General features: G+C 50.9%; 7 protein-coding genes and 1 pseudogene. All 8 read right to left on the reverse strand.

Translation table 11 applies throughout. The annotated features are described in order from the left end of the window. Positions 1-30: 30 nt before the first annotated feature. The gene (rpoB, locus tag ACFL9S_RS06855; protein ID WP_405261091.1) at positions 31-4,059 is read right to left on the reverse strand and encodes a DNA-directed RNA polymerase subunit beta; all 4,029 of its coding nucleotides are present in this window, start codon (positions 4,057-4,059) and stop codon (positions 31-33) included. A gap of 325 nt (positions 4,060-4,384) precedes the next feature. Further along, positions 4,385-4,750, reverse strand: a complete 366-nt coding sequence (gene rplL / locus ACFL9S_RS06860; RefSeq protein ID WP_048914311.1) for a 50S ribosomal protein L7/L12 — start codon at positions 4,748-4,750, stop codon at positions 4,385-4,387. 69 nt (positions 4,751-4,819) lie between these two features. Further along, a complete protein-coding gene (gene rplJ / locus ACFL9S_RS06865) occupies positions 4,820-5,323 on the reverse strand; it encodes a 50S ribosomal protein L10 (protein ID WP_133847001.1) in 504 nt (167 codons plus the stop codon). Positions 5,324-5,652: 329 nt separating this feature from the next. Continuing rightward, entirely contained in the window at positions 5,653-6,357 is a 705-nt protein-coding gene (gene rplA / locus ACFL9S_RS06870; RefSeq protein ID WP_227535276.1) for a 50S ribosomal protein L1, read from the reverse strand. Positions 6,358-6,360: 3 nt separating this feature from the next. After that, entirely contained in the window at positions 6,361-6,789 is a 429-nt protein-coding gene (gene rplK / locus ACFL9S_RS06875; protein ID WP_405261092.1) for a 50S ribosomal protein L11, read from the reverse strand. A gap of 196 nt (positions 6,790-6,985) precedes the next feature. After that, positions 6,986-7,531: a transcription termination/antitermination protein NusG gene (gene nusG / locus ACFL9S_RS06880; protein WP_062749168.1), complete on the reverse strand. Its 546-nt coding sequence runs from the start codon at positions 7,529-7,531 to the stop codon at positions 6,986-6,988. A gap of 1 nt (position 7,532) precedes the next feature. After that, the gene (secE, locus tag ACFL9S_RS06885; protein WP_405261093.1) at positions 7,533-7,916 is read right to left on the reverse strand and encodes a preprotein translocase subunit SecE; all 384 of its coding nucleotides are present in this window, start codon (positions 7,914-7,916) and stop codon (positions 7,533-7,535) included. Between the two features lie 271 nt (positions 7,917-8,187). Continuing rightward, positions 8,188-8,292: pseudogene (locus tag ACFL9S_RS06890) on the reverse strand (elongation factor Tu); the annotation flags it as partial.

The following is an 8,292-nucleotide window of genomic DNA, read 5'->3' on the forward strand; positions in this document are numbered from 1 at the left end:
CCCTGTAACCAGTACAGCAGATGCGAGTTATTACTCGTCTTCCAGCTCGATGTTAATACCCAGCGAGCGGATCTCTTTCAACAGTACGTTGAAGGATTCCGGCATGCCCGGTTCCATCTGATGATTGCCGTCAACGATGTTTTTATACATCTTGGTACGGCCGTTAACGTCATCAGACTTCACGGTCAGCATTTCCTGCAGGGTATAAGCGGCACCGTATGCTTCCAGTGCCCATACTTCCATCTCACCGAAGCGCTGACCACCGAACTGCGCTTTACCACCCAGCGGCTGCTGAGTAACAAGGCTGTAAGAACCGGTAGAACGCGCATGCATTTTGTCATCAACCAAGTGGTTCAGTTTCAACATATACATGTAGCCAACGGTAACCTGACGCTCGAACTGCTCACCGGTACGACCATCGAACAGGGTAATCTGGCCAGAAGAAGGCAGGCCGCCGAGCTCTAACAGCTCTTTGATTTCGCTTTCTTTAGCGCCGTCAAACACTGGCGTTGCGATTGGCATACCTTTTTTCAGGTTCTCTGCCAGACGCAGCACTTCGTCGTCGGTGAACGTGTTCAGGTCAACTTTCTGGCGCAGATCGCTGCCCAGATCGTAAGCACGCTGAATGAACTCACGCAGCTTGGACACTTCTTCCTGCTTCTTAAGCATAGCGTTGATTTTCTCGCCAATGCCCTTCGCAGCCATACCCAAGTGGGTTTCAAGAATCTGACCAATGTTCATACGTGATGGTACGCCCAACGGGTTCAGAACGATGTCGACCGGCGTACCGAACTCATCGTATGGCATATCTTCGATCGGGTTGATCTTGGAGATAACACCTTTGTTCCCGTGACGACCAGCCATTTTGTCACCAGGCTGGATCTGACGTTTAACGGCCAGATAAACTTTAACGATTTTCAGCACGCCAGGTGCCAGGTCATCGCCCTGTGTGATTTTGCGGCGCTTGGCTTCAAGTTTCTTCTCAAACTCGTGCTTCAGCTCGTCGTACTGCTCAGCCAACTGTTCCAGTTGGTTTTGCTTTTCTTCGTCGGTCAGGCCCAGTTCCAGCCAGCGCTCGCGTGGCAGCTTGTCCAGTTTTTCCGCTTCAACACCGCCAGCAACCAGCAGGTAGTTAATACGGCTGAACAGGCCAGCTTCGAGGATCTGCAGTTCTTCAGACAGGTCTTTCTTCGCCTGCTTCAGCTGCATCTCTTCAATTTCCAGCGCACGTTTGTCTTTTTCCACGCCATCGCGGGTGAAGACCTGAACGTCGATGATGGTGCCAGACACGCCGTTCGGCACACGCAGAGAAGAATCTTTAACGTCAGACGCTTTCTCACCGAAGATTGCACGCAGCAGTTTCTCTTCTGGCGTAAGCTGGGTTTCACCTTTCGGCGTTACCTTACCAACCAGAATGTCGCCGCCAGTCACTTCCGCACCGATATACACGATACCGGACTCATCCAGTTTGGAGAGCGCAGCTTCACCCACGTTAGGGATGTCGGCAGTGATCTCTTCTGGCCCCAGCTTGGTGTCGCGAGACACACATGCCAGTTCCTGGATGTGGATAGTAGTGAAGCGATCTTCCTGTACCACGCGCTCGGAGACTAAGATGGAGTCTTCGAAGTTGTAGCCGTTCCACGGCATGAACGCGACGCGCATGTTCTGACCCAGTGCCAGTTCGCCAAGGTCGGTTGAAGGACCATCAGCCAGCACATCACCACGTTCAATCGGTTCACCCAGGTTCACACAAGGCATCTGGTTGATGCAGGTGTTCTGGTTAGAACGGGTGTATTTGGTCAGGTTGTAAATGTCGATACCGGCTTCGCCAGAATGCATTTCGTCTTCGTTAACTTTAATAACGATACGTGATGCATCCACGTACTGAACCGTACCACCACGTTTCGCTACGGCAGTAACACCGGAGTCGACCGCTACCGCGCGTTCCATACCAGTACCAACCAGCGGCTTATCAGCACGCAGAGTTGGAACCGCCTGACGTTGCATGTTTGCACCCATCAATGCGCGGTTGGCGTCATCGTGCTCCAGGAACGGGATCAGTGACGCACCGACGGAAACCACCTGTTGGGTGGAAACGTCCATGTAGTCAACCTGGTCACGGTTGAAGAGGCTCGATTCGCCTTTGCTACGGCAGGTCACCAGATCGTCTACGAAGTGACCTTCGTCGTCGAGGTTGGTGTTCGCCTGAGCGATAACGTAGTTACCCTCTTCAATAGCAGAGAGGTAATGAATTTCGTCGGTCACCACGCCTTCGCGAACGCGACGGTATGGGGTTTCCAGGAAACCGTACTCATTGGTCTGTGCATAAACAGACAAGGAGTTGATCAGACCGATGTTTGGACCTTCCGGCGTTTCGATTGGACATACGCGACCGTAGTGAGTCGGGTGTACGTCTCGAACTTCGAAGCCTGCACGCTCGCGCGTCAGACCGCCCGGGCCCAGTGCAGAGATACGACGCTTATGCGTGATCTCAGACAACGGGTTGTTCTGGTCCATAAACTGTGACAGCTGGCTGGAACCGAAGAACTCTTTCACGGCCGCTGAAATTGGCTTGGCGTTGATCATGTCCTGTGGCATCAGGGTATCCAGATCGCCCAGGGACAGACGCTCTTTCACCGCACGCTCTACGCGCACAAGGCCAACACGGAACTGGTTTTCAGCCATTTCGCCGACGGAACGGATACGACGGTTGCCGAGGTGGTCGATATCATCCACTTCGCCAATACCGTTACGGATACCGATGAGCTTCTTCATCACCTGAATGATGTCGTCTTTGCTCAGGATACCGGAACCTTCGATCTCATCACGCAGCAGAGAACGGTTGAACTTCATACGACCAACCGCAGACAAATCGTAGCGGTCTTCAGAGAAGAACAGGTTCTCGAACAGGTTTTCAGCCGCTTCACGCGTTGGTGGTTCACCAGGGCGCATCATGCGGTAGATCTCAACCAGTGCGCTCAGGCGATCGCTGGTTGGGTCGACACGTACAGTCTCAGACATGTACGCACCGTGATCCAGGTCGTTGGTGAACAGGGTTTCGATACGCTTGTGACCGGACTGGCTCAGTTTGGCCAGCAGATCCAGTGACAATTCCATGTTCGCCGCGATCAGCAGTTCACCAGTGCTCTCATCGATGTAGTCTTTAGCGACCACTTTACCGGCAATGTACTCAACCGGAACTTCGATGTGTGCAATGGCATCTTTCTCAAGCTGACGAATATGGCGCGCAGTAATACGGCGACCTTTTTCGACGTAAACGGTGCCGTTCGATTCAATATCGAATGACGCAGTTTCACCACGCAGGCGCTCTGGGACCAGCTCCATCTGCAGCTTGTTGTCGCGAATTTCGTACACTACTTTCTCGAAGAACAGATCCAGGATCTGCTGAGTAGTGTAATTCAGCGCGCGCAGAATGATGGTCGCAGGCAGTTTACGGCGACGGTCAATACGGACGAACAGGTTGTCTTTCGGGTCGAACTCGAAGTCCAACCATGAACCGCGGTAAGGGATAATACGTGCGTTATACAGCACTTTACCCGACGAGTGGGTTTTACCCTTATCGCTGTCGAAGAAGACACCAGGACTACGGTGGAGCTGAGAAACGATAACACGCTCAGTACCGTTGATCACAAAGGTACCGTTATCGGTCATGAGTGGAATTTCACCCATGTAAACTTCTTGTTCTTTGATGTCTTTAACGGTGCCTTCCGGCGCTTCGCGCTCGTAGATCACCAGGCGCAGTTTTACGCGCAGAGGTGCAGAGTACGTGACGCCACGAATCTGACACTCTTTCACATCAAATACAGGTTCGCCTAAACGGTAGCTGACGTACTGCAGCTCAGAATTACCGCTATAGCTTTGGATTGGGAATACGGAGCGGAATGCTGCTTCCAGACCATATTGACCTTCCGGATCTTGCTCGATGAACTTCTGAAACGAGTCAAGCTGGATAGAAAGGAGATATGGAATGTCCAGAACTTGTGGACGCTTTCCAAAATCCTTACGAATACGTTTTTTCTCGGTATAGGAGTAAACCATAGGGTTCCTCAGCTCGCTGAAATGTAGAACCTCGCTGTCCATCCAGGAGGACAGTTCATGCAACGCTGTTTTGTGTTGTTCGAAAAGCAGACTGCTTTTCGTAATACCTCTTTCTATCACGCTTAAATCATTTCGCTGCAAGTGTCTGAGCAAGGAACCCAGTCAGGAATGCAGTATATTAAGTCGTCGATAGAGAAAGATATTAAGCTAATCAATGACTAAACAGTGTGAAATATCATTGACGCTGTAGAGCGCAAAAAGGCTGGTGACCAAAAAGTCACCAGCCATCAGCCTAAAAGACTAGGCTGCAACCTGAAAGGTTGGCTTATTTAACTTCAACTTCTGCGCCAGCTTCTTCCAGTGCTTTCTTCAGTGCTTCTGCGTCGTCTTTGCTGATGCCTTCTTTCAGGGCAGCAGGTGCAGACTCAACCAGATCTTTAGCTTCTTTCAGGCCCAGACCAGTTGCGCCACGTACTGCTTTGATCACGGCAACTTTGTTAGCGCCGATAGCTTTCAGTACAACGTCGAACTCGGTTTTTTCTTCTACAGCTTCAGCAGCAGCAGCAGGACCTGCAACAGCAGCAGCAGCTGACACGCCGAATTTCTCTTCCATAGCGGAGATCAGTTCAACGATTTCCATTACAGACAGAGCTGCAACGCCTTCAATGATTTGGTCTTTAGTGATTGACATTTCGTGTTCCTAAATTCAGAAAGTAATTTATATACGTAAGCAAGTGAACGGAAAAGAAAGGCTGGCTGATTAAGCAGCAGCAGCTTCTTTCTGATCGCGTACAGCAGCCAGAGTGCGAACCAATTTGCCAGCAGAGGCTTCTTTCATGGTTGCCATCAGGCGTGCGATTGCTTCATCGTAGGTAGGCAGAGTTGCCAGGCGGTCGATCTGAGCCGCACTGATCAGCTCGCCTTCAAAGGCTGCAGCTTTAACCTCGAATTTTGCATTCGCTTTCGCGAACTCTTTGAACAGACGAGCAGCAGCGCCCGGGTGTTCCATAGAGTATGCAATCAAGGTAGGACCGGTAAACGTGTCTTTCAGGCACTCAAACTGAGTACCTTCAACGACGCGGCGCAGCAAGGTGTTACGAACAACACGCATGTATACGCCAGCTGCACGTCCTGCTTTACGCAGTTCGGTCATTTTATCTACGGTAACGCCACGAGAATCCGCAACTACCGCAGACAGCGCGCCTTTGGCTACTTCGCTGACTTCAGCAACAATCGCTTGTTTGTCTTGAAGATTTAAGGCCATTAGCTTGTGCTCCTGGATTTTTGGCCGGGGATGGATTTCCCCGGAACTCACTTCGCCTGAACAGTGTTGCCACAGACAGGCGCTAAATCACGGTGAGCAGAATCCAGCAAAGACTATAAAAATATTCTTTTGGTTCTGTCACCGTCTACGCAGGAGATTAAGTTTCTTACGAAACACCTGCGGTCTTGGACGGAGGCCTGGATAAGGCCAGGCTCCAACCTAAAAATTCTTGGAATGCGCCACGAGCGGCTCAATTCCGGGTTCTGTATATTTACAGAACAACGGGCGTAAGATTCTAGATGAATAATTCGCCCGCGTAAAGCACAAGATTAGCTTGCAGCAGCGTTCAGGCCAGCCTGATCAACTGCAACGCCTGCGCCCATAGTGGTGGACAGGCTAACTTTCTTGATGAAAACGCCTTTCGCCTGAGATGGTTTGGCTTTTTTCAGCGCAACCAGCAGGTGTTCCAGGTTTTCTTTCAGTTTTTCAGAATCGAAATCAACCTTACCGATAGTGGTATGGATGATACCGTTCTTGTCGTTACGGTAACGAACCTGACCAGCTTTAGCGTTTTTCACTGCTTCAGCAACGTTAGGAGTTACAGTACCAACTTTCGGGTTTGGCATCAGACCACGTGGGCCCAGAACCTGACCCAACTGGCCAACAACGCGCATTGCATCAGGAGATGCGATAACAACGTCGAAGTTCATTTCGCCTTTTTTGATCTGGTCAGCCAGATCTTCCATACCTACCAGTTCAGCGCCGGCTGCTTTAGCAGCTTCAGCGTTTGCGCCCTGGGCAAATACGGCAACGCGAACGGAACGGCCAGTACCGTGTGGCAGTACAGTTGCACCGCGAACGTTCTGGTCAGATTTACGAGCATCAATGCCCAGGTTCACAGCTACGTCAACGCTTTCTACGAACTTAGCAGTAGCCAGTTCCTTCAGCAGAGCAACAGCTTCGTTGATGTCATACTGTTTAGTTGAATCAACTTTGTCACGGATCACGCGCATGCGCTTGGTCAGCTTAGCCATTTCTTAATCCTCTACTACCAGGCCCATGGAACGAGCAGTACCTTCGATGGAGCGAGTCATCGCTTCCAGGTCAGCACCAGTCATGTCCGCAGCTTTGGTTTCTGCGATTTCACGTACCTGAGCACGCGATACTTTACCTACTTTGTCTTTGTTCGGCTTGCCAGAACCAGACTTAATACCAGCCGCTTTCTTCAGCAGTACTGCTGCAGGAGGGGTTTTGGTAATGAAGGTGAAAGAACGGTCAGAGTAAACGGTGATCACAACTGGCGTTGGAAGACCTTTCTCAAGGGATTCTGTTTTGGCGTTGAACGCTTTACAGAATTCCATGATGTTAACGCCCTGCTGGCCCAGTGCCGGACCTACCGGTGGACTTGGGTTTGCCATACCAGCTGCAACCTGCAACTTAACGTAGGCTTGTACTTTCTTAGCCATGATAATTCCTCTATTGGGTGATAACGCTCTTGAAGGAGCTCCCCGTGATTAATATTCACACACTGCGAACAGCGCATAAAAACAAAAGGCGCGAAATTGTAGTGCAATTTCGCGCCTCTCGCAACCACTAGATCATAGTGATTGTGTGTTTTTCATGCGCCCCGCAATAAAGCAGGGGCGACTTTAAGAGGGGTGATTAACCCTTCTCAACCTGACCGAAGTCCAACTCAACCGGTGTTGCACGGCCAAAGATGGATACAGAAACTTTCAGGCGGCTTTTCTCGTAGTCGACTTCTTCCACCACGCCATTAAAGTCAGCAAATGGACCGTCGCTTACGCGCACCATTTCACCAGGCTCAAACATGGTTTTCGGACGTGGCTTATCACCCGCTTGCTGCAAGCGGTTCATGATAGCATCAACTTCTTTGTCGCTAATCGGCGCCGGGCGGTCAGAAGTACCACCAATGAAGCCCATAACACGCGGCACGCTGCGCACCAGGTGCCAGCTGGCATCATTCATAACCATTTGGACCAGCACGTAGCCTGGGAAGAACTTGCGCTCGCTTTTACGACGCTGACCACCACGGATCTCAACCACTTCTTCGGTTGGAACCATGACATCGCCAAACAGCTCTTCCATGTTGTGTAACTTGATATGCTCACGCAGCGATTGAGCTACGCGGCCTTCAAAACCGGAAAACGCCTGAACGACGTACCAGCGCTTTTTTGGAGCTTCAGACATCTCAGAACCTCAGGCCAGTGATAAACGATACCAGACGGACCAGAATTCCATCCAGCCCCCACAAAATCAGTGACATCACGGCAGTTACCGCGGCAACGATTAACGTGGTGTGCAACGTTTCCTGACGAGTAGGCCAGATGACCTTACGAACTTCAGTGCGCGCTTCACGGGCAAAAGCCAACGTTGCTTTACCTTTGGTGGTCAACAGAGCAATGCCAGCTGCTGCTACCATCAGGACCACGACAGCGAGGGCACGCAGAGGTAATGTTACATCGCGATAATAGGAGTTACCGGCGACAGCGGCGACCAAAAGCACCACGACACCTAACCACTTCAATACTTCCAGGCCGCGCCCGTTTCCTTGAGCTTCGGTATTAGCACTCATAAACCAACCTGCCACAATAAATCAGAAACACTTTTGCCCCGTCAGACGAGGCAACCGAACCGAATGATGCTGTTAGGCGTAACTCGGCATATCCTTTAATTCCAAGCCGTTAGCTTGAAAACTATTGGCTTTAACGCCGTGCTACAGAGCCTGCCTCAGCAATGATTATGGTCGAAAAAATCACTGATGAGTCAGGTTCTATGTTACAGCGTGCAAAAAGGGCATCAAATGATGCCCTTTTCCTGTGCGTTGCGTCAAATATTATCAGCGATTAAGCGATAACTTTAGCAACAACACCCGCGCCAACGGTACGACCACCTTCACGGATTGCGAAACGCAGACCGTCGTCCATCGCGATTGGGTGGATCAGGGTAAC

Source organism: Erwinia sp. AnSW2-5, from assembly GCF_045107195.1.
Taxonomy (GTDB): domain Bacteria; phylum Pseudomonadota; class Gammaproteobacteria; order Enterobacterales; family Enterobacteriaceae; genus Erwinia.